General features: G+C 68.7%; 17 protein-coding genes and 1 pseudogene. 11 read left to right on the top strand and 7 right to left on the bottom strand.

Features of this window, described 5'->3' with window-relative positions; translation table 11 throughout:
* The first annotated feature begins 6 nt into the window (after positions 1-6).
* From G6N26_RS18700 to rraA, 4 genes are all read left to right on the top strand, one after another.
* Positions 7-675, top strand: a complete 669-nt coding sequence (locus G6N26_RS18700) for a YcnI family copper-binding membrane protein (RefSeq protein ID WP_083020413.1) — start codon at positions 7-9, stop codon at positions 673-675.
* Positions 672-1,175, top strand: coding sequence for a copper resistance CopC family protein (locus tag G6N26_RS18695; RefSeq protein WP_083020414.1), 504 nt, complete (start codon positions 672-674; stop codon positions 1,173-1,175). Before G6N26_RS18700 ends, G6N26_RS18695 begins: the two co-directional genes overlap by 4 nt.
* 89 nt (positions 1,176-1,264) lie before the next feature.
* Positions 1,265-1,705, top strand: a complete 441-nt coding sequence (locus G6N26_RS18690) for an Rv3852 family protein (protein WP_067173544.1) — start codon at positions 1,265-1,267, stop codon at positions 1,703-1,705.
* A 25-nt stretch (positions 1,706-1,730) separates the two neighbouring features.
* Complete coding sequence (gene rraA, locus G6N26_RS18685) at positions 1,731-2,216, top strand: ribonuclease E activity regulator RraA (protein WP_067173598.1); 486 nt, start codon at positions 1,731-1,733, stop codon at positions 2,214-2,216.
* Here rraA and G6N26_RS18680 read toward each other — a convergent pair.
* Positions 2,213-3,682, bottom strand: a complete 1,470-nt coding sequence (locus G6N26_RS18680) for a flavin-containing monooxygenase (RefSeq protein ID WP_083020415.1) — start codon at positions 3,680-3,682, stop codon at positions 2,213-2,215. The genes rraA and G6N26_RS18680 overlap by 4 nt on opposite strands.
* A gap of 76 nt (positions 3,683-3,758) precedes the next feature.
* Here G6N26_RS18680 and G6N26_RS18675 point away from each other — a divergent pair, with 76 nt between their 5' ends.
* Together G6N26_RS18675 and dinB are read left to right on the top strand one after the other, a co-directional pair.
* Entirely contained in the window at positions 3,759-4,400 is a 642-nt protein-coding gene (locus G6N26_RS18675) for a TetR/AcrR family transcriptional regulator (RefSeq protein WP_067173550.1), read from the top strand.
* Positions 4,401-4,423: 23 nt separating this feature from the next.
* On the top strand, positions 4,424-5,638 hold the full coding sequence (gene dinB / locus G6N26_RS18670) for a DNA polymerase IV (protein WP_083020416.1): 1,215 nt from the start codon (positions 4,424-4,426) through the stop codon (positions 5,636-5,638).
* A gap of 14 nt (positions 5,639-5,652) precedes the next feature.
* Here the strand turns inward: dinB and G6N26_RS18665 are convergent, their stop codons facing one another.
* On the bottom strand, positions 5,653-6,921 hold the full coding sequence (locus G6N26_RS18665; protein ID WP_083020417.1) for a flavin monoamine oxidase family protein: 1,269 nt from the start codon (positions 6,919-6,921) through the stop codon (positions 5,653-5,655).
* Between the two features lie 84 nt (positions 6,922-7,005).
* On the opposite strand from G6N26_RS18665, the gene G6N26_RS18660 reads away from it, so the two are divergent.
* Positions 7,006-7,497, top strand: a complete 492-nt coding sequence (locus tag G6N26_RS18660; RefSeq protein ID WP_067173559.1) for a SpoIIAA family protein — start codon at positions 7,006-7,008, stop codon at positions 7,495-7,497.
* A 22-nt stretch (positions 7,498-7,519) separates the two neighbouring features.
* Here G6N26_RS18660 and G6N26_RS18655 read toward each other — a convergent pair whose 3' ends face one another.
* On the bottom strand, positions 7,520-8,527 hold the full coding sequence (locus G6N26_RS18655; protein WP_083020418.1) for a PHP domain-containing protein: 1,008 nt from the start codon (positions 8,525-8,527) through the stop codon (positions 7,520-7,522).
* Between the two features lie 22 nt (positions 8,528-8,549).
* Entirely contained in the window at positions 8,550-8,990 is a 441-nt protein-coding gene (locus tag G6N26_RS18650) for a hypothetical protein (protein ID WP_067173565.1), read from the bottom strand.
* Between the two features lie 51 nt (positions 8,991-9,041).
* On the opposite strand from G6N26_RS18650, the pseudogene G6N26_RS18645 reads away from it, so the two are divergent.
* Positions 9,042-9,892, top strand: a pseudogene (locus G6N26_RS18645) (LLM class F420-dependent oxidoreductase).
* A 393-nt stretch (positions 9,893-10,285) separates the two neighbouring features.
* Here the strand turns inward: G6N26_RS18645 and G6N26_RS18640 are convergent.
* Positions 10,286-11,761, bottom strand: coding sequence for a glutamate synthase subunit beta (locus tag G6N26_RS18640; RefSeq protein WP_067173571.1), 1,476 nt, complete (start codon positions 11,759-11,761; stop codon positions 10,286-10,288).
* Positions 11,754-16,337 (bottom strand): glutamate synthase large subunit, encoded by a 4,584-nt coding sequence (gltB, locus tag G6N26_RS18635; protein ID WP_067173574.1) that lies wholly within the window; start codon positions 16,335-16,337, stop codon positions 11,754-11,756. Before gltB ends, G6N26_RS18640 begins: the two co-directional genes overlap by 8 nt.
* 621 nt (positions 16,338-16,958) lie before the next feature.
* Here gltB and G6N26_RS18630 point away from each other — a divergent pair.
* Entirely contained in the window at positions 16,959-18,128 is a 1,170-nt protein-coding gene (locus G6N26_RS18630) for a MinD/ParA family ATP-binding protein (RefSeq protein ID WP_163648836.1), read from the top strand.
* Here the strand turns inward: G6N26_RS18630 and sigI are convergent.
* Entirely contained in the window at positions 18,125-19,000 is an 876-nt protein-coding gene (sigI, locus tag G6N26_RS18625; RefSeq protein ID WP_083020568.1) for an RNA polymerase sigma factor SigI, read from the bottom strand. The genes G6N26_RS18630 and sigI overlap by 4 nt on opposite strands.
* 110 nt (positions 19,001-19,110) lie before the next feature.
* On the opposite strand from sigI, the gene G6N26_RS18620 reads away from it, so the two are divergent.
* Entirely contained in the window at positions 19,111-19,962 is an 852-nt protein-coding gene (locus G6N26_RS18620) for an NAD(P)H-binding protein (protein ID WP_083020570.1), read from the top strand.
* A 1-nt stretch (position 19,963) separates the two neighbouring features.
* The gene (locus G6N26_RS18615) at positions 19,964-20,404 is read left to right on the top strand and encodes a nitroreductase family deazaflavin-dependent oxidoreductase (protein WP_083020572.1); all 441 of its coding nucleotides are present in this window, start codon (positions 19,964-19,966) and stop codon (positions 20,402-20,404) included.
* Positions 20,405-20,406: the final 2 nt, after the last annotated feature.

The following is a 20,406-nucleotide window of genomic DNA, read 5'->3' as shown; positions in this document are numbered from 1 at the left end:
CCTCCCATGTCACTCCACGGCAGGTGGATCCCGCGCATCCTGATCCCGGTCGGCGCGGCCGTCGTCTTGGCCCTCGGGTCGGCGCTGCACACCCCGACCGCGTCGGCGCACGTCCACGCCAGCAGCGACAACGCCGTGCGCGGCGCCATGGCCCTGGTGACGTTCCAGGTGCCCAACGAATCCAACACCGGCGCCGCCACCACCGCGTTGACGGTCGCCCTGCCCGACGTCGCCGCGGCACGCACAGAAACCATGCCGGGCTGGACGGCCCGGCTCGACCGTGACGCGGGCTCCGGTGCCGTCCGCTCGGTGACATGGACGGCCGCCCCCCGCGGGGGGATCGCCGCGGACCAATTCGCGCTGTTCCGGTTGTCGGTGAAGCTGCCCGACACCGACACCGTCAGCTTTCCGGCCACGCAGTCCTACGCCGACGGGACCGTTGTGAAGTGGGATCAGGCGCCGCTGCCCGACGGCGGCGAGCCGGAACACCCGGCGCCCATGCTCAGCCTTGCCGCCGGGCCGGCGGGGCCGCACCACCACCACGCGACGTCCACCCCGGCGGCCGAACCCGCGCGGCCCCACGCGGCCGACAACCCCGCGCGGCTGTTGGGCGGGGCCGCCCTGGTGGTCGCCGCGCTGGGAGTCGCGATCGCCCTGATCCGCCGGCGCCCATGAAACGGCTGGCGATCGGCGTGTGCGTCAGCGCGATGTTCGCGATGGCCACGCTCACCGCGCCGGTGGCCTCGGCGCACGCCACGAGGATCGCCACCGACCCCGCGGCCAATGCGGTGCTGGCGTCCGGCCCGCAGCGGGTGAGCGCGACATTCAACGAGCAGTTGCAGACCACGTTCGCCGCCATCACGGTGGTCGGACCTGACGGCAACGTGTGGTCGGACGGCGAGCCCACCGTGGCGGGCGCGGTCGTCAGCATCGCCTTGCGTCCGCTGGGACCGTCGGGGACGTACACGGTCAACTACCGGGTGACCTCCGCGGACGGCCACGTGGTCTCCGGGTCCTGGTCGTTTCAGCTCACGGTGTCCGGCACCGGCACGCCCGGGCCGCCCGTCGCCGGCGGCGGCACCGGCGGCGGTGACGTCCCCGTCTGGCCGTTCGTGGCGGCCGCGTTGGCGCTCGTCGCCGGCGGGGCCTGGTGGGCGGTGCGGCACAGGCGGTGATCGAGGCGCCGCGACGCGTGCTGGCATGATGGGGTCGAGATCCCTGAGCTAGGGAAACGAACGACAGAGGAAGCTCAAGGAGCGGCCGCATGGCAGACCCGCAGGACCCCACCAACAGCGCGCCCGACGGCGCCGGCAATCCGCCGGAAAAGAAGCCGCCCGCCAAGGCGGCGAAAAAGACCGCGAAAGCGCCGGCCAAGAAGGCACCTGCGAAGAAGGCGCCCGCCAAAAAGGCGCCCGCCAAGAAAGCGCCCGCGAAGAAGGCGCCCGCCAAGAACGCCGAACCCGCGCCCCCGAAACCGCCCGAGCCGCCGGCCGGCGTGCAGCAGCGCGCGGAAACCAACGGCGACCTCACGGCGGCCGCCAAAGATGCCGCGGCACAGGCGAAGTCCACCGTGGAAGCCGCCAACAACCCGGTGTCGCCCGCCCTGCCGGGCCCCGCGGTGGGCCAATCCCCGGTGCCGCTGATCGTCGCCCTGGCCGTCAGCCTGCTGGCCATCCTGCTCATCCGCCAGCTGCGCCGTCGCTGAGTGCGGGGCGTCTAACGTGTCAGAACTGACGGTGTCATTCCGGCCGACCGCCGACCTCGTCGACAGCATCGGCCCCGATGTGCGCAGCTGCGACATCCAGTTCCGGCAGTTCGGCGGGCGGCCCGAATTCGCCGGCCCGATCACTACCGTGCGCTGCTTTCAGGACAACGCGCTGCTGAAGTCGGTGCTCTCGGAGCCCGGTGACGGCGGGATATTGGTGATCGACGGGGCCGGCTCGCTGCACACCGCGCTGGTCGGCGACGTCATCGCCGAGCTCGCGCGCTCCAACGGCTGGGCCGGGCTCATCATCAACGGCGCGGTGCGCGACTCCGCCGCGCTGCGGGGCATGGACATCGGCGTCAAGGCGCTGGGCACTAATCCCCGCAAGAGCACCAAAACCGGTGCCGGTGAACGCGACGTCGAAATCACCCTGGGCGGCGTGACATTCGCGCCCGGCGAGATCGCCTACAGCGACGACGACGGGATCGTCGTCGTCGCCACAGACTCCTAAACCGCTACTGGCGCCGGCTTTTTCGCGAACTTCAGACCCTCGTCGTCGACCTTGCCGCGCCGGATCGTGCGCATGTCGAAGAAGTAGTTCTGCTTGAGCCGCCACGGCGCCCGCGACCCCGACTTGGGCAGCAGGTGCATCGAGCGCCGGAAGTAGCCGGGGGTGAAGTCCATGAACGGCAGCTCGTCCACGTCGTTGCCCGGATGCTGCGGCTCCACGAAGTCAAAACCGTTGTCGTCCATGTAGTTCAGCAGCCGGCAGACGAACTCGGAGACCAGGTCGGCCTTCAGGGTCCAGGACGCGTTCGTGTAGCCGAAGGTGATGGCAAAGTTCGGCACGCCGGAGAACATCAGGCCCTTGTAGGTCATCAGCGAGGTCAGGTCGACGTCCTCACCGTTGCGGGTCGGCTTCACCCCGCCCAGCAACTGCATGTTCAATCCCGTTGCGGTGACGATGATGTCGGCCGCCAGCTCCTCACCCGAGGCGAGCCTGATGCCGGTCTTGGTGAACCGGTCGATGGTGTCGGTGACGACGTCGGCCTTGCCGTGCCGGATGGTCCGGAAGTAGTCGCCGTCGGGCGCCAGGCACAGCCGCTCGTCCCAGACGTTGTAGCGCGGCCCGAAGTGCTTCTCGACGTCGTAGCCCTGCGGCAGGCGCCGCTGCGCCATCGTCATCAACGTCTTGCGCATGTAGGCCGGGGCCTTGCGGGACAGCTGGTACTGGAAGGTGCTGAACGCGATGGCTTTCCAACGGTTGGCCATGTGCGCGAGTCGCTCGGGCAGCAGCCGGTTGGCCTTCTCGGCAAACGGGTCGACGCCGGGCAGTGACCCGATGTAGGTCGGGGAGCGCTGCAGCATCGTCACGTGACCCGCGCCCGAATTCACCAGGGCGGGGATCAGGGTGATCGCGGTCGCACCGGATCCGATGACCACGATTCGTTTGCCCGCGTAGTCGAGGTCCTCCGGCCAGTGCTGCGGGTGCACGATGGTGCCCCCGAAGTCCTCGGAGCCTCCGAAGGTGGGCGAGAAGCCCTCGTCGTAGTTGTAGTAGCCGGTGCAGGCGAACAGGAAGGAACAGGTCATCTCGCTCGTGCGGCCATCGTTGTCGACGGTCAGCGTCCAGCGGTTGTCGGCGTCGGACCAGTCGGCGGCCACCACCCGGTGGCTGTAGCGAATGTGGGGCTCGATGTGGTTCTCGACCGCGGCCTCCTTGATGTAGGCCTTGATCGACGCGCCGTCGGCGATCGACTTCGCCGAACGCCAGGGCTTGAACCGGAAGCCGAGGGTGAACATGTCCGAGTCGGATCGGATGCCGGGGTACTTGAAGAGGTCCCAGGTGCCGCCGAGGTCGGCGCGGCGTTCCAGGATGGCGTAGCTCTTGGTCGGGCAGCGTTCCTGCAGGTGCCATGCCGCGCTGACGCCGGAGATGCCGGCGCCCACGATGAGGACGTCGAGGTGCTCAGTCATACGACCACGCTATCAACGCCGTGTCGAGTCAGTCAACACCCTGTCGAAAGACTCAACACCGTGTAAAGTAGCGGCCGTGACTACCGTAGGCCAGACGCGCGCCTTGCGCGGCCGCCGAGCCATGCGCCCCTCCGGGGACGACCGCGAGCAGGCGATCCTTGCGACGGCCGAGCGGCTGCTGGAGGAGCGCGGCTTCGGCGGCATCTCCGTCGACGACCTGGCCAAGGGCGCCGGCCTGTCGCGGCCGACCTTCTACTTCTATTTCAAGTCCAAGGAGGCGGTGCTGATCTCGCTGCTCGAGCCGGTCATCGCGCGCGCCGACTCCGAGTTCGACGGGGCGGTACAGCGGCTGCCGACCGACCCGCGCCGGGTGTGGCGCAATGGCATCAAGGCGTTCTTCGCCGCGTTCAGCTCGCACCGCACGCTGGCGCGGGCCGCGACCGAGGCGCTGGCCACCAGCTCGGAGCTGCGGTCGGTGTGGCTGGGCTTCATGCAGAAGTGGATCGACCAGACGGCGGCCATGATCACCGCCGAGCGGGCGCGCGGTGCCGCCCCCGAAACCATTCCGGCCGCCGATCTGGCGACGTCGCTGAACCAGATGAACGAGCGCACAATGATGGCCGCACTGTCGGCCGAGACGCCCTCGGTCGACGAGGACCGGGTTGTCGACACCCTGACCCACATCTGGGTCAGCAGCATCTACGGCGAGTCCAGCTAGCTGTCAGACCCTCGTGCGAACATATGTTCGTGCGGTGCGATGCGTCCATCCTGCACGCGGACCTGGATTCCTTCTACGCGTCCGTCGAACAGCGCGACGACCCGACCCTGCGCGGCCGCCCGGTGATCGTCGGCGGCGGGGTGGTCCTGGCCGCGAGCTACGAGGCCAAGGCCTACGGCGTGCGCACGGCCATGGGCGGGGCGCAGGCGCGGCGGCTGTGCCCGGCCGCCGTGGTGGTGCCCCCACGGATGAGCGCCTACAGCCGCGCCAGCGACGCCGTCTTCGAGGTGTTCCGCGATTGCACGCCGATCGTGGAGGCGCTGTCGGTCGACGAGGCCTTCCTCGACGTCGGCGGGCTGCGCCGGGCCAGGGGCACGCCGGTGGCGATCGCCGAACGGCTGCGCGCCGACGTGCGCGAGCGGGTCGGGCTGCCGATCACCGTGGGGATCGCCCGGACGAAGTTCCTCGCCAAGGTCGCCAGCCAGGAGGCCAAGCCCGACGGGTTGCTGCTGGTGCCGCCCGATCAGGAGTTGACGTTTTTGCGCCCGCTGCCGGTGCGCCGGCTGTGGGGCGTGGGCGCGGTGACGGCCGAGAAGCTGCACGCGCACGGCATCGTGACCGTCGCCGACGTCGCCGAGCTCAGCGAGTCGGCGCTGCGTTCGATGGTGGGCGGCGCGATGGGCCGCCAGCTGTATGCGCTCTCGCGCAATATCGACCGCCGGCGGGTCACCACCGGCGTCCGCCGTCGCTCCGTCGGCGCCCAGCGGGCGCTGGGGCGCTCCGGTAACACCATGTCCCCCACCGAGATTGACGCCGTGGTGGTCAACTTGGTGGACCGCATCACCGGCCGCATGCGCGCCGCCGGGCGCACCGGCCGCACCGTGGTGCTGCGGCTGCGCTTCGACGACTTCACCCGCGCGACCCGGTCACACACCCTGCCGTGGGCCACGTCGGCCACGGCGCCCATCCTGGCCGCCGCGCGGCGGCTGGTGGCGGGCGCGGCGCCGATGATCGCCCAGCGCGGGCTGACGTTGGTGGGCTTCGCGGTGTCGGGCATCGACCGCGACGGCGCCCAGCAGCTGATGCTGCCGTTCGGCGAATCGCACCGCCGCGCGGCCGGCGACGACATCGACGCGGCCATCGACCGGGTCCGCCGGCGCTATGGCAAGTCGGCGCTCACGCCCGCGGTGTTGTTGGGGCGCGATCCGGGCTTCGAGATGCCGCACCTGCCCGACTGATTGGCAGGGCTGGGTCATGTGGTTGCCATGACAGACCGTGCCGCCAGTTCGCCGCTTTCCACGGCGCCTTCCATGTAGATCGGCCAGCTGCTGCGTTCGGCGCCGGCGAAGTGCACGCGGCCATGACGATGCGGTAACGAGCGGCGGTAGTGGGTGAAATGACCGGCCGACACGTGTGCGTAGGTGCCGCAGGTGAATTGGTCGTGCGGCCAGCACACCACCTCGACGTGTTCAACGGTGTGGGGTTCAACTCCGAAGCCTCGACAGAGGTCCTCGGCCAGCGCAGTGGCGTCGCATTTCGCGGTGCTGGGCGGTGCGAAGCCGTACAGGACGCGACGGGTCCGCCAGCCGGCGACCATTGTGCTTCCGCCGATGAATGCCTTGGCCTGCATGGGCTTTCGCGGTGGGACGACGACGGCGACCTTGGTGGCTTGCCCGTAGCGGATGGCGCTGTTCGCCTCGCGGATTCGTCCCGGCAAACTCGGGGTGAAGTCGATGCGAGACAGCGCAGCCGTCGGCACCGCCATGACAGCGTGGTCGGCCTCGATCACTTCCCCGTTCTCGACGTGCACTGCCACGCTGTCGTTGCCCAGCTCGACGGCGCGCGCCGCTGCTGCGAGGTGGGCGCGCCCGGTGAGCTGGCCACGCAGGTGAGCGCAGAGCGCACTCGTGCCCTCGGCGATATGGCCGGCCCTAGCTACCTCTCCGATCATGAATCCGTAGGCGCCCCCTTCCCGGCGAAGCAGTTCGACCAACTCCAACAGCGAGACGTCGCCGAGGTCAGCGCCGCCGAAAAGTGCACCGGCGAGACAATCCGCGAGGTGACGGGTCGAACCCGAAAATCGGAGCGCCTCGAACCAATCAGCCACCGATTGCGAATCGAGTTCGGCCCGTGGGGACTCGAAGGCTGCGCCGGCCGACAGCGCACGAAGGCCACGCGGTCCGGAGAGGATGCGCTTGAGCACGAGGAGCTCGGTGGGGTTGAGGCGTGGAATGACTCGCCCCGAACGATCGCGCGCGCCGCGCCACCGGATCAGGCCGGCGGCGTAGCGATCGCGGATGAGGTGCAATCCGGCGTCGGTGACGAGCTTTCGCATCCGCCGGTGGTTTCCGGAAATGAACTGGGCGCCAAGCTCGATCACGTCGCCGGCGATGGGCCGGGATCTGCTCCGCCCGCCGACCTCGTCGCGACCGTCGAGGACGACCACGTCATGAGCGGCTGTCGACAACTGGGCCGCCGCGGTGAGGCCGGCGAGTCCCGCGCCGACGATGACGACTCTCATGCGCGTACCTATCCAGTCAGCGGAGCAGGGGCCTATCCTAGCACTAGGCAATAATTGCACTAGGCAAATTAATGGGGGGTTCTCGTGCTGAAAGCAGTGGCGAGCGTGCCCGCGGGAATTCAAGCCCTGGAGGCCGTCGGGACGGTGACGACAGAGGACTACGACCGGGTGTTTGCGCCGTTGGTCGACCGGGCGCGCCGGACGAAGGGCCGGATGCGGCTGCTCTACCACTTCGGCCCGGGCTTCGAGCGCATCACGCCGGGCGCATTGTGGGCGGACACCCGACTTGGCGTGGGCTACATGGCCGTGCTCGACGGGTGTGCTGTCGTGAGCGACGTCGAGTGGATTCGGGCGCCCGCGCGCGGCATCGGTGCGTGGATGCCGTGCCCGATGCGCGTGTATGGCAACAACGAGCGCGACGACGCGGTCGCCTGGCTGGCCTCGCTTCCCCGCGGCGCCGAGGTGTCGAAGCGGGACATGGCCAAGGCCTTCGTCGGTGGCACCCTCGCGGCGGTGGGAAGCCTTGCGGGACTAGTCATTTCCGCGGGCACCAATAGCGGTCACGGGACTCGCTGATCGCGGGATATCCGACTCGCGGTCAGTTCGATCCGGTCCACTCCAGCAGCCGGTCCGCCGGCCAGGTGTTCACGATCCGGTCGGGGGGAACGCCTGCGTCCAGGGCGCGCTGTGCGCCATAACCAAGAAAGTCCAGCTGGCCGGGCGCATGGGCGTCGGTGTCGATGCTGAACACGCACCCGATCTCCAGCGCCAGGTTGAGCAGGCGGGTCGGCGGGTCGCGCCGCTCGGGACGGGAGTTGATCTCCACCGCGGTGCCGGACTCGCGGCAGGCCGTGAACACCGCCTCGGTGTCGAACTTGGATTCCGGCCGAATGCCGCGGTTTCCGGACACCAGCCGCCCGGTGCAGTGACCGAGCACGTCGGCGTGCGGGTTTTCGACCGCGCGCAGCATGCGCCGGGTCATCGCGGCGGAATCCATCGACAGTTTGGAGTGCACGCTGGCGACCACGACGTCGAGGCGTTCCAGCAGTTCGGGTTCCTGGTCCAGGCTGCCGTCGTCGAGGATGTCGACCTCGATCCCGGTGAGGATGCGCATCGGCGCGAATTTCTCCTGCAGCCGGTCGATCACCTCGAGCTGCTTGCGTAACCGCTCCGGCGACAGGCCGTTGGCGATGGTCAGCCGCGGCGAATGGTCGGTCAGCGCGCAGTATTCGTGGCCCAGCGCCGCCGCGGCGGCCATCATCTCCTCGATCGGCGCGGAGCCGTCCGACCAGTTGGAGTGCAGGTGCAGATCGCCGCGCAGCGCGGCGCGAATGTCACCGCCACCGAGATCTTCGGCGGTGGAACGCAATTCGACCAGCAGGTCGGGTTCGCGACCGGACCAGGCCTGGTCGATGACCTTGGCGGTTTTCGGGCCGATGCCCGGCAACGACTGCCAGCTGTTGGCGTGGCCGTGACGCTCGCGCGCCGCATCGTCGAGGCCCTCGATGATGTCGGCCGCGTTGCGGTAGGCCATCACGCGTCTGGGGTCGTGACGGCTCCGGTCCTTGTAGTAGGCGATCTGCCGCAGGGCCGCTACCGGATCCATGACTCCAGTGTGCCCGCCCCGTTCACAAGAGTTGGCCGACGATGAACCCGGCGAGTAGCACGCCGAACCCACCGATTTCACCGACGATCAGCGCGGCCATCGCCAGTTCGGTGCTCCGGTCGGCGTTTTCGAATTGGTTGACGGTGTCGCGCCGGGCCCCGTGCGTGATGTACGCGGCGATGGCCGCCACAAAGAAGAAGACGACCACCCCCGCCGCCGTCAGGTTTACCCACACCGGCCAGGCGCTCAGTTGCACGAAGACCGCGAGCAGCAGCGTCGCGAACGAATACAGCAGCGCCGCGCGGTGCGCGATATCGACATAGGGATGCGCGAGATGGTTCTCGGAGGTCATCATCCCGCGGTATTTCCAGATCCCGAGCACCAGCGCGAGCAGGAAGATCAGGCCCGCTGCCAGCAGCGTGATTTTGGTGTCGATACCCAGGGAGCAACAAGGACAAGTCATAGCGCGGTCAAGTTTAGTTGCCCTTCACAAAGGCCGACTAACGTCGTTGACATGCGATTCGCGTTCAAGACTTCCCCGCAGAACACCGCCTGGGCGCAGATGCTGGCCGTCTGGCAGGCGGCCGACGACATCGACGTCTACGAATCGGGCTGGACGTTCGACCACTTCTACCCGATCTTCTCCGACAGCAGCGGACCGTGCCTGGAGGGCTGGACGACGCTGACGGCGCTGGCGCAGGCCACCACACGATTGCGGCTGGGAACCCTGGTCACCGGGATCCACTACCGCCACCCCGCGGTGCTGGCCAACATGGCGGCCGCCCTCGACATCATTTCGAACGGCGCCTCGAGCTGGGGATCGGCGCCGGGTGGAACGAAGAGGAATCTGGCGCCTACGGCATCGAGCTCGGCAGCATCAGGGAACGCTTCGACCGCTTCGAGGAAGCGTGCGAGGTGCTGACCAGCCTTTTGACCACCGACTGCTCCGATTTTCAAGGCAAGTTCTACCAGCTCAAGGGCGCCCGCAACGAGCCCAAGGGGCCGCAGCGCCCGCACCCCCCGATCTGCATCGGCGGCAGCGGCGAGAAGCGCACGCTGCGGATCACCGCCCGCTACGCCCAGCACTGGAACTTCGTCGGTGGCCCGCCCGACGTTTTCGCCCACAAGCGTGACGTCCTCGCCTCGCACTGCGCCGACATCGGCCGCGACCCGAAGGAGATCACCCTCTCGGCGCACCTGCGCCTCGAGCCGGATCTCGACTACGGGAAGGTCGTCGCGGACGCGGCCGGACTCGCGGCCGAAGGGCTCGACCTCGGGATCGTCTACCTTCCCCCGCCGCACGATCCCGCCGTGCTGGAACCGCTCGCCGAGGCGATCCGCGATTCGGGATTATTGGACGGTTAGCGCCGATTTGGGGGGCCGCCGGCAGCGCTCAGGCGAAAAATCCGCCAGTCGGGCGCTGAGCAAACCCGGTGGACGCCCGCAGACGCTCTGGCTGGGCGCTCACGCGCCGAAGAGCAATAGATCCTGGGCGGTGACCAGCCGCTCGTGCTTGGCGGGGAACTCGCGACTTTTTACCGGGTGACGCAACCATGACCAGGCCATTCGCCCCATCCGCGTCCGGGGTACTGGGTGGATATGCACAAAAACCACTCCTGCGATCGGTCCGTTCATCCGGGAAACAGTGTGACCCCCCTGTGAGCGGTCTCACAGAGGATTATTAGACACCCGCCGTCTGGCAAACTGCGGGAGACGCGCCGAACGAACCAAAGCGTGTTTCTGGTGTGACTGGTGTTACTACTGAAGCGGTACCGCGGTGGGCTTGATGGGCGCCGGCAACGCGGTGGAACCCATCATGAACCGGTCCGCTGCCGCCGCGGCCGCCCTGCCCTCAGCAATCGCCCAGACGATCAATGACTGGCCGCGACCCATGTCCCCGGCTACGAAGACGCCCGGAACCGAGGTCTCGAAGTCGGCGCCGCGCGCGACGTTGCCGCGCTCGGTGAGCTTGACCCCGAGCTCGGTGAGCAGGCCCTCCCTCTCGGGTCCGACGAACCCCATCGCCAGCAACACCAGATCGGCTTCGAGTTCGAAATCGGAGCCCTCCACCTTGACGAACTTGCCGTCCTGCATGGTGACCTCGTGCGCCTTCAGCGCCTTGACGCGACCGTCCTGGCCGACGAACTGCTCGGTGTTGACCGAGAACACCCGCTCGCCGCCCTCTTCGTGCGCGGCGGAGACCCGGTACATCAGCGGGTAGGTCGGCCACGGGGTGGACGGGGCGCGCGTCTCGGGCGGGCGCGGCATGATCTCGAACTGGTGCACCTCGGTGGCGCCCTGCCGGTGCACGGTGCCCAGGCAGTCGGCGCCGGTGTCACCGCCGCCGATGATGATGACCTTCTTGCCTTTGGCGGTGAGCGGCGGTTGCCCGTCGGCATCCACCTCGTTTTCACCGAGGTCGTCCAGCGCTTGCCGGTTGCCCCAGGGCAGGAACTCCATCGCCTGGTGGATGCCGTCCAGCTCCCGGCCGGGAACGGGCAGATCGCGCCCGGCGGTCGCGCCACCGGCCAGCACCACCGCGTCGAAGTCGGAGCGCAGTTGCTCCGCGGTGATGTCGACTCCGACGTTGACGCCCGCCCGGAATTCGGTTCCCTCGGCCCGCATTTGGTCCAGTCGGCGATCGAGGACACGCTTTTCCATCTTGAATTCCGGGATGCCGTAGCGCAGCAATCCGCCGATACGATCGGCGCGCTCGAAGACGGTGACGCTGTGGCCGGCGCGGGTCAGCTGCTGAGCGGCGGCCAGACCCGCCGGTCCGGAACCGACCACGGCGACCTTTTTGCCGGTCAGCTTCTCCGGCGGCAGCGGCCGCACCCAGCCCTCGTCGAAGGCCTTGTCGATGATCTCCAGCTCGATCTGCTTGATCGTCACCGGATCCTGGTTGATGCCGAGCACGCAGGCCGGCTCACAGGGTGCCGGGCACAGCCGGCCGGTGAAGTCCGGGAAGTTGTTGGTGGCGTGCAGCCGTTCGATAGCGGCGCGCCACTGGTCCCTGCGGACCAGGTCGTTCCACTCCGGGATCAGGTTGCCCAGCGGACACCCGTTGTGACAGAACGGAATACCGCAGTCCATGCACCGGGTCGCCTGCTCGCGCAGGGTCTCGTTGTCGAATTCCTCGTAGACCTCGCGCCAGTCGCGCAACCGCAGCGGGACCGGCCGGCGCTTCGGCAACTCCCGGTGCGTGTATTTCAGGAAACCGCTCGGATCAGCCATGGGCGGCCGCCATGATCGCCTTGTCCACATCCACGCCGTCACGTTCCGCGTCGGCGATGGCCTGCAGCACCCGCTTGTAGTCCCGCGGCATCACCTTGGCGAAATGCCGGCGCTCTTCCGTCCAGTCACCCAGAATGCGTTGACCCACAGCGGAATCGGTGGCATCCACGTGTGCCTGGATCATGTCGTGCAACCACTCGTTGTCATCTTCATCCAAGCTCTCGAGCTCGACCATCTCGGTGTTGAGATTTCCTGGCAATTCGCCGTGCGGGTCGTAGACGTACGCCACGCCGCCGGACATGCCGGCCGCGAAGTTCCGGCCGGTGCGACCGAGGACGACGACCTTGCCGCCGGTCATGTATTCGCACCCGTGGTCCCCGACGCCCTCGACGACGGCGTGCGCCCCGGAGTTGCGCACCGCGAACCGTTCGCCGACGACACCGCGCAGGTACGCCTCACCGTTGGTGGCGCCGAACAGGATCACGTTGCCGCCGATGATGTTGTCCTCGGCCACGTAGTCCTGCGGGGCGTTGTCCGACGGCCGAACCACGATCCGCCCACCGGACAGACCCTTGCCGACATAGTCGTTGGCGTCGCCGTAGACGCGCAGGGTGATGCCGCGCGGCACAAACGCACCAAAGCTGTTGCCCGCCGAGCCGTCGAAGGTGATGTCGATGGTCCCGTCCGGCAACCCCTGGCCGCCATAGGCTTTGGTGACCTCATGGCCGAGCATGGTGCCCACCGTGCGGTTGACGTTGCTGATCGTGGTGGAGAAGCGCACCGGCTTCTGCGAATCCAGTGCCTCACGGCTCATCACGATCAACTGCTGGTCGAGCGCCTTGTCCAGGCCGTGGTCCTGACGCGAGGTGCAGTACAGGTCCTGGTTCATGAACGCCGATTCCGGCTCGTGCAGGACCGGGTCCAGGTCGAGCCGGTGCGCCTTCCAGTGGGCGCGCGCCAGCGTGGTGTCCAGCGCCTTGACCTGGCCGACCGCCTCGTTGAGGGTGCGGAATCCCAACTGCGCCATGTATTCGCGAACCTCTTCGGCGATGAACATGAAGAAGTTCTCGACGAATTCCGGCTTGCCGGTGAAACGCTCGCGCAGCACCGGATTCTGGGTGGCCACGCCGACGGGGCAGGTGTCGAGGTGGCAGACCCGCATCATGATGCAACCGGACACCACCAGCGGCGCGGTGGCGAAGCCGAATTCCTCGGCGCCGAGCAGCGCCGCGATCATCACGTCGCGCCCCGTCTTGAGCTGGCCGTCGACCTGGACCACGATCCGGTCGCGTAATCCGTTGAGCAGCAACGTCTGCTGCGTCTCGGCCAGCCCCAGCTCCCAGGGAGCCCCGGCGTGCTTCATCGACGTCATCGGGGTCGCGCCGGTGCCGCCGTCGTGCCCGGAGATCAGGACCACATCGGCGTGGGCCTTGGACACGCCCGCCGCCACCGTGCCGACGCCGTTCTCGGAGACCAGCTTGACGTGCACGCGCGCCGCCGGGTTGGCGTTCTTGAGATCGTGGATCAGCTGCGCCAGGTCCTCGATGGAGTAGATGTCGTGGTGCGGCGGCGGTGAGATCAGGCCGACGCCGGGGGTGGAGTGGCGAACCTCGGCGACCCAGGGGTACACCTTGTGCCCCGGAAGCTGGCCTCCCTCACCGGGTTTCGCGCCCTGCGCCATCTTGATCTGGATGTCGGTGCAGTTCGTCAGGTAGTGCGATGTGACACCGAACCGCCCCGAGGCGACCTGCTTGATCGCGCTGCGCCGCCAGGCCCCGTCGGGGTCGCGGTCGAAGCGCTTGACGTCCTCGCCGCCCTCGCCGCTGTTGGACCGGCCGCCCAGCCGGTTCATCGCGATGGCCAGCGTCTCATGCGCCTCCGCGGAGATCGAGCCGTAGCTCATCGCCCCGGTGGAGAACCGTTTGACGATTTCGCTGGCGGGCTCCACCTCGTCGAGCGAGATCGGTTCCCGCACGCCGGCGCGGAATTTGAGCAGTCCGCGCAGGGACGCCATGCGCTCGCTTTGGTCGTCGACCAGGCGGGTGTAGTCCTTGAACACCTTGTATTGGCCGGTGCGCGTGGCGTGCTGCAGCTTGAAGACGGTCTCGGGGTTGAACAGGTGGTACTCGCCCTCGCGGCGCCACTGGTATTCCCCGCCCACCTCGAGCTCGCGGTGGGCGCGTTCGCCCGGGCGGTCCAGGTAGGCCAGCGCGTGGCGGGCGGCGACGTCGGCGGCGATGTCGTCCATGGTGATCCCGCCGATGGGACAGCTCAACCCGGTGAAGTATTCGCTGAGCACATCCTCAGAAATCCCGACCGCCTGGAACAACTGCGCACCGGTGTAGGAGGCCAGCGTCGAAATGCCCATCTTGGACATCACTTTCAGCACACCCTTGCCGGCGGCCTTGATGTAGTTGTTCAGCGCCGTCTTGCGGTCGATGCCCTCGATGACGCCCCGGTCGAGCATGTCCTCGATCGACTCGAACGCCAGGTACGGGTTGATCGCCGCGGCACCGAAGCTGACCAGCGCCGCCATGTGGTGCACCTCGCGGGCGTCACCGGTCTCCACCACCAGGCCGACGTGGGTCCGCGTCCGGTCGCGCACCAAGTGGTGGTGCACGCCGGCCACCGCGAGCAGCGACGGAATGGGCGCCAGCTGTTCGTCGGATTCGCGGTCGGACAAGATGATCACCCGCGCGCCATCGGCGATCGCCGACGAGGCCTGCGCCCGCACGTCCTCGAGGGCGGCGGCCAGCCCGGCGCCGCCTTCGGCCACCGGGTACAGGCAGCGAATCACCTTGGAACGCATGCCATGCGGGCGGCCGTTGACCTCGTCGTCCGGGTCGAGGTTGATCAGCTTCGCCAGTTCCCGGTTGCGCAGAATCGGCTGGGACAGGGCGATCTGGTGACACGAGAGCTCGGTCGGGGTCAGCAGGTCCCGCTCGCCGCCGGTGGTGCCCTGCAGGCTGGTCACCACCTCCTCGCGGATGGCGTCCAGCGGCGGGTTGGTCACCTGCGCGAAGAGCTGCTGGAAGTAGTCGTAGAGCATCCGGGGCCGCTCGGAGAGCACCGCGACCGGGGTGTCGGTACCCATCGACCCGATCGGCTCGGCGCCGCTGCGCACCATCGGCGCCACCAGCAGGTTGAGTTCCTCGTACGTGTAGCCAAAGGTCTGCTGGCGCTTGACCAGTCGGTCGTGCGGCATCCGCTTGTAGTGGCCCTGTGGCAGGTCGTCGAGGGGGACCAGGTTCTTGTCCAGCCACTCCTGATAGGGGTGCTCGGCGGCCAGCTCCGCTTTGATCTCCTCGTCGGCGACGATGCGGCCCTGCGCCGTGTCCACCAAGAACATGCGGCCGGGCTGCAGCCGCATCCGGCGAACCACCTTGGCCGGGTCCAGGTCCAGCACGCCGGCCTCGGACGCCATCACCACCAAGCCGTCCTCGGTGACCCAGATCCGCGAGGGGCGCAAGCCATTACGGTCGAGCACCGCGCCGATGATGGTGCCATCGGTGAAGGTGATCGACGCCGGTCCGTCCCACGGCTCCATCAGCGAGGCGTGGTAGCGGTAGAACGCGCGGCGCGCCGGGTCCATCGACTCGTTGCGCTCCCACGCCTCGGGGATCATCATCAGCACGGCGTGGGCCAGGCTGCGCCCACCCAGGTGGAGCAGCTCGAGCGCCTCGTCGAAGCGCGCCGTGTCGGAGGCGCCCGGGGTGCAGATCGGGAACAACTTCTCGACGTCGGCTTCCGAGCCGAAGACGTCGGTCTTGATCAGCGCCTCGCGGGCCCGCATCCAGTTCTCGTTGCCGGTGACGGTGTTGATCTCACCGTTGTGGGCGACGCGGCGGAACGGATGGGCCAGCGGCCACGACGGAAAAGTGTTGGTGGAGAACCGGGAGTGCACGATTCCCAGCGCGCTGGTCAGCCGATTGTCTTGCAGGTCAAGGTAAAACGCCTTGAGCTGAGGGGTGGTCAGCATGCCCTTGTAGACCAGCGTCTGACCCGAAAGGCTCGGGAAGTAAACGGTTTCGCGGCCGGGACCGTCCTGGCCGGGGCCCTTGGTGCCCAGTTCGTGCTCGGCGCGCTTGCGGACCACGTAGGCCCGGCGCTCCAGCGTCATGTCGGAGGCCCCCGCCATGAACACCTGGCGGAAAGTGGGCATCGCGTCGCGCGACAGCGCACCCAGCGACGAGTCGTCGGTGGGGACGTTGCGCCAGCCCAGCACGGTCAGGCCCTCGGCCTCGGCGATCTTCTCCACCGCGGCGCACGCCGTCGCGGCGTCCTTGGACGATTGCGGCAAGAAGGCGATGCCGGTGGCGTAGCTGCCCGCCGGCGGCAACTCGAAGTCCACGACTTCACGCAGGAAGGCGTCGGGAACCTGAAGCATGATGCCGGCGCCGTCGCCGCTGCGCGGCTCGGCGCCCTGGGCACCCCGGTGTTCGAGGTTGAGCAGCGCGGTGATTGCCTTGTCGACAATGTCGCGACTGCGGCGGCCGTGCATGTCGACGACCATGGCTACCCCGCACGCGTCGTGCTCGAACGCGGGGTTGTATAACCCGACGCGCTTGGGCGTCATATGCACCTGACCCTTCACCTGAACGTTCTGCGCGGCCGTTAGCAGCGGCCCCGACGAGGTCGCACCCGGACGTTGCGGGCTAAAACCCCTTCGGTCTTGTCTCGATAGGCTGTGCCCCAGGCGGAGATGATCCTGTTCGGGATGTCCGTGCAGCTCTGAACGGTGGCCTGGAACCGGTCTCGACAAGTCGTAAAACGATATGACAATACCCGCCTGACATGCCAACTTCGTCAAGTCTAAACCGTCGGCGGGCACCCTCGTTAATTTCGCCGTCGCCGCTGATCGGCGGTCGTCCAGCGCCCCCGTCCGGGCCCGTGATTTCCGCCACCGCGGGCCTTCTGCCCAGCGATCGCCGCCGCGGGCATCCGGGCGCGGTCAGTTTGCTGGCAGCGCCTTGCAGGTCCCGTGGCGACGGTGGCGGGGCGGGGACGGGCGTGTTCAGTGCCGCGCCTGCGCCACCGGGCCGATCTCGTGGCGGATCGTCCCGAGTTTGCGGGTTCCCACACCGGCCGCGTGAGGAGATACTGGACCGGTATTGGTCACGCCCGGCGTCGCACGCCGGGCCGTGGCGCTTATCACGTACACGGCGCAGCGATCGACCGCCCGGCACCTGAGGAGCCCATGAACGAGCGCGACGAATTCCTGCGGGACCGTCTGCAGCCCGAGCGGCCGAGCAACGCCGCGGCCCGCCCGCCTGGCCCCCCTCCGCACGGGCCCCCACCGACCCCGCGGCCACCGGCTCCGTCGCCGCCCCGCCCGTCCTCGCCGCCCCAGAGCTGGGCGCCTCAGTCCCCGCCCCCGCCGGCCGCGCCGTCCTTCCGGCCACCGCCCGCCACGGCGCCGCAGCAGCCGGCCCGCGCGCCGGCGCCACCGCAGGAACTCCCCGACCGCGGTTGGCGACGCGTCCTGCGGATCGCCACCTTCGGCCTGGTCACCCTGGGCCCGTCGCCCGCTCAACTCCAGGAGGCCCAATTCGAGGCGGCCATCCAGACCCGCCTGCACGGCAACTACAAGGTGGGCGTGCTGGGCAAGGGCGGGGTGGGCAAGACGTCGGTGGCCGCCAGTGTCGGCTCGCTGCTCGCCCAACTCCGCCGGCAAGACCACGTCGTGGCGATCGACGCCGACACCGCGTTCGGGCGGCTCAGCAGCCGCATCGATCCGGGATCGACGCGCTCGTTCTGGGAGCTCACCGCGGACAAGAATTTGCGGTCCTTCGACGACGTGGTGGCGCGGCTGGGCCGCAATTCCGCGGGCCTGCACGTGCTCGGCGGCGAACCGGCCTCCGGCCCGCGCCGCGTGCTCGATCCCGCGATCTACCGGGAGGCCGCGCTGCGACTGGACCGCCATTTCACGATCTCGGTCATCGACTGCGGTTCGACGATGGACGCGCCTCTCACCCAGGAGGTCCTGCGCGATCTCGATGCGCTGATCGTGGTGTCCTCACCCTGGGCCGACGGCGCGTCCGCCGCCGCGCGGACCATGGAGTGGCTGGCGGATCAGGGCCTGGCGACGCTGCTGCGGCACAGCATCGTGGTGCTCAACGATTCGGATGGCCACGCGGACAAACGCACCCGCGCGCTGCTGGCCCGCGAGTTCACCGACCACGGGCGGCCGGTCATCGAGGTGCCGTTCGACCCGCACCTGCGCCCCGGCGGGGTCATCGACGTGGCCCGGGAAATGGCCCCGGCCACGCGGCGCAAGTTCCTCGAGATCACCGCGACGATCGCCGGCTACTTCGCGGCGCGTCCCCACCGCTCTGGCGACCGCGGGCCGAAAGACCAACAGGCCTAAGCCTTCTCGGCAGCGCTCCCCGCCCGCGCCGACGGGTCGGCGATCGCCTCGATCTTGGTCATGCGCCCGCCGCGGATCGTCAGCACGATGACGGCGAACAGGCGGCGGTCGCTGAAGGCCAGCAGCACCGGCGCCCCAACCGGACCGCTGACCAGCGTCACGTCCGGCCACAGGTAGCGCAGCAGCTTCGTGGCCACCGCGTCGGGCCCGTGGTTGACCTGTGGTGGGGGCGCCGGATCGGCGAGGATCGTGCCCACACCCCAGACCGTCGGATCCAGGACGGCGGCCAGCGCGGCGAGGTCGCCGTTCGCGCACGCGGTGATGAATTTCTCGGTGACGAGCTGATGGTCGGCCGCGGCTACCTCATTCATATTCGGTTGCGCGGCGACGAATTTGGCCCTCGCCCTTCGGGCCAGCTGGCGGCAGGTGCCCACCGGACGGCCCACGGTCTGCGAGATCGAGTCGAAGGGCACGCCGAACACGTCGTGCAGCACGAAGCTGACCCGCTCACCGGGGCTGAGCCTGCGCAGGACCTCCAACAGCGCGCTGCGGATCTCGTCGTCGAGGGTGATCCGGTCGGCCGGGTCGGAGCGGCGCGCCGGCTGCTCCTCGATGTCGCCGGGGCGTTCGTAACGGGCGCGCGCGGAACGCACCTGGTCGAGGCAGAGCCTGCTCGCCACCACCGTCAACCAGCCCCGGACATCCTCGATGCCGTCGACCTCGGCGCGTGAGAGCCGCAGGAACGCCTCCTGCGCAACGTCTTCCGCGTCGCCGATGTCGCCCAGCATTTGGTAGGCGAGGTTGACCAGATACGGGCGGTGACGGCGCCAGGCCTCGGCGACCAGGGCGGTGGCTGGCTGCGACTGGTTCATGACTCTTCGACGATCTGCTGCGGCAAAAAGTTACGCGCTCCGCGGTGTAACTTTCCCACCTTTTGCCCCGTCCTTGCAGCAGTGCGTAAATCCACGAAAGGAACCATCCCATGACAATCGTCGTCACCGGCGCGACCGGTAACGTCGGGCGCCCGCTCGTCGCGGACCTGCGTGCCGCCGGAGCGCGCGTGCGCGCGGTCACCCGACAACCGGGACCGGCGGGATTTCCCCCCGATGTCGAGGTGTTCGATTCGGCCACCGAGGCGCTGCGGGGCGCGTCCGCGGTCTTCCTGAACTCCCGCGCGCTGGGCGGGCAGCTCGAAGCGGTGGTGGCCGACTGCGGGCGCGCCGGCGTCTCCAAGCTGGTCGCCTTGTCCGCAATCAACGCCGACGACGACATCTCCCGTCAACCGTCGCGATTTCGCGGCGACCGCAACAGGGAGGTCGAACAACTCGCCGTCGGCTCCGGCCTGCCCTGGGTGAGCCTGCGGCCCAGCGTGTTCGCGTCGAATTTCGCCGGCATGTGGTCCGCGCAAGTCCGCGCCGGCGACGTGGTCGCGGGTCCCTACGCGGCGGCGTCGACGGCGCCGATCGTCGAGACCGACATCGCGGCGGTGGCGGCGCAGGCGTTGCTCACCGACGATCTTGTCGGACAGCGGATCCCGTTGACGGGCCCGCAGGCGTTCACCAACTCCGAGCTGGTGGAGGTCATCGGCACCGTGCTGGGACGGCCGCTGCAGTACCTGGAGGTTCCCGCGGCCGCTGTGCGGCAACGTTTTTTGGGCCTGGGATTCGGCGCCGGATTCGCCGACGCCTACATCGCCATGCTCGCCGAGTCGCTCGACAAACCGGCGCTGGTCACCCACGACATCGAGAAGATCCTCGGCCGCCCGGCAACCGCCTTCAGCCATTGGGTCGCCGAGCACCGCGGTGTTTTCACCGGCGAGAACGAAGGAGCCTGACATGACCGAACCGCGTCCCCCGCGTTACCTCAAGCCCATGAACAAGTTCATGATGGCGGTCCAGCGGCTGGGCATCCCGACCGGGCCGGCCATGGTGCTCACCGTGCCCGGGCGCAAGTCCGGTCAACTGCGCAGCACGCCGATGACACCGTTCGACTTGCACGGCAGCCTCTATGTGGTGGCCGGCTATCCCGGCGCCGACTGGGCGGCGAACGCCCGGGCGGCCGGCACCGGGACCCTCAGCCGGGGGCGTCGGTCCCGCCGCGTGCGCATCGTCGAACTGTCCGCGAGTGAGGCGCGGCCGGTGCTGCGGGAGTTCCCCGCCAAGGTCCCGGTCGGCGTGGCGTTCGCGAAACGCTCGGGCATGGTGCGCGACGGGACCGCCGACGAATTCGAGGCCCTGGCGGGCCGACTGGCGGTCTTCCGCTTCGACCCGGCGTGACG

It is taken from the genome of Mycobacterium marseillense (assembly GCF_010731675.1).
Classification (GTDB): domain Bacteria; phylum Actinomycetota; class Actinomycetes; order Mycobacteriales; family Mycobacteriaceae; genus Mycobacterium; species Mycobacterium marseillense.
The sequence above is the reverse complement of the archived record's forward strand: the minus strand, read 5'-3'. Positions and strand labels throughout refer to the sequence as shown.